The sequence below is a fragment of the Cognatishimia sp. MH4019 genome (assembly GCF_020177595.1).
Taxonomy (GTDB): domain Bacteria; phylum Pseudomonadota; class Alphaproteobacteria; order Rhodobacterales; family Rhodobacteraceae; genus JAHTBL01.
The window spans coordinates 1-1,519 of sequence record NZ_JAHTBL010000023.1; the positions used below are offsets into that span (position 1 = coordinate 1).

Below are 1,519 nucleotides of genomic sequence, written 5' to 3' on the forward strand. Positions count from 1 at the left end.
AGAATTCGTAAAACAGCGCCGCTTGTGCCTCCTGCTTTGGTCCCATCATCGCCAAATCCCCCAATCAATAAAGGAATTGAATCAGCGATTACCACTTCGATCAAGCAAGAGTTTTTCAACACAATCTGCCCAAAGTTACGCCCTCACCCTCTTTTTTGCTGCGAACTCAGATTGTCTAAAGCCTGAACGCCAGCATTCAAGAATGGCCTGTGCATTTTCTTCTACGCTTGCTTGGCCGTTCACTTCGATATCATAGACGCGACCAAAATGGACCGTGTAATAGTCTTGTTCGGCGCTGCCTACAGGACGGTCACCTCGGGCTTGCTCGCGAATTTTCAGTTCGTCTAATGAGCAATGCAATCCAACAAAGAAGACATCGAATGGTGCTAGCAGGTTCTTCAACTCATGAACCCATTCTGGAGTGTCCAGAATGTGCTCAACAATCAAGTTGTTACCTGCGTTGGCGTATGCGGCTAGCGAAGCATGGAAGCCATTAAAGAAAGGCTTGCGCAAGTCACACCAATGAAATTCTTGCCGCTTTATTCTGTCGGTCGGCAGAACGCCGCTGTCGCGCAGGTGATCTGTTGAGATATGCCAAAACGGAAACTCAACCAATTGTTGGATCGCCTTAGCCGTTGTGGATTTCCCGCTACTTGAAGGGCCGTGCAGAATAATGATCTGACCAGTCATATTGACCTCCGGGTGCGCCGACACTGCTTCTGGTATACGTCGTCAACGGACGAAGCGGAACGGCGACGTGTCCCGCCTTTCAGACGTTCGCGCTCGACCTAGCAAAAGTCCCATGTGTGACCTTAACGGCATAAGCTGCGGCGCAGAGAGAGCTTCGAGAGTTTCGGCCATAGCGCGATCTGCTACGACTTCGGGCCTAATTGCTCTCCAGTGAGCATCCATCGATCATCGGACCGAACCAAAACGGCTGTGCCCCTTCCTGAACCCGAAGTTTCGTGGCCGTCAATGACACCCGTCCAATGGAACTCAAACATATAGGCGGCGCTATCTGCCGTCTCTATCATCCAATGAACATTCTCTATCCGATACTCTTCCCCCTTTATGGTATTGAAGTTGTGCTCATATGCATTTTTGATCGCTGCCTTCCCGTCGAGCATTGAGCCGTTTGAAAAGATTACTCTCGCATCATCGCTGATCAGTGGTGCAACGGAGCTCCAGTCCTGAGTTCCAAGGGCAGCTTCGTATTCTTCAACAAAAGCTCTGGCAGACATTACTGCATCTCCTTATCGGTTGGCTGAGATCGAACGCGCTAAATCGAGGATCACGGTATGCGCTTCATCTGGCAAGACTTCATCATCGAACGAATATCAGCAAAGTCCCGCAAAGCCGATCTCTCTGCACCAAAGGGCGAAGGTGTCGGACGAGCTGATTGTGTTGAAAAACTCTTGCTTGATCGAAGTGGTAATCGCTGATTCAATTCCTTTATTGATTGGGGGATTTGGCGATGATGGGACCAAAGCAGGAGGCACAAGCGGCGCTGTTTTACGAA

2 protein-coding genes are annotated in these 1,519 nt (G+C 50.0%); both read right to left on the reverse strand.

Annotated elements, in window-relative coordinates; genetic code table 11:
* Positions 1-135: 135 nt before the first annotated feature.
* Positions 136-690, reverse strand: a complete 555-nt coding sequence (locus KUW67_RS18290) for a chloramphenicol phosphotransferase CPT family protein (protein WP_224826780.1) — start codon at positions 688-690, stop codon at positions 136-138.
* A 182-nt stretch (positions 691-872) separates the two neighbouring features.
* Positions 873-1,241, reverse strand: a complete 369-nt coding sequence (locus tag KUW67_RS18295) for a nuclear transport factor 2 family protein (RefSeq protein WP_224826781.1) — start codon at positions 1,239-1,241, stop codon at positions 873-875.
* Between the last annotated feature and the right edge of the window lie 278 nt (positions 1,242-1,519).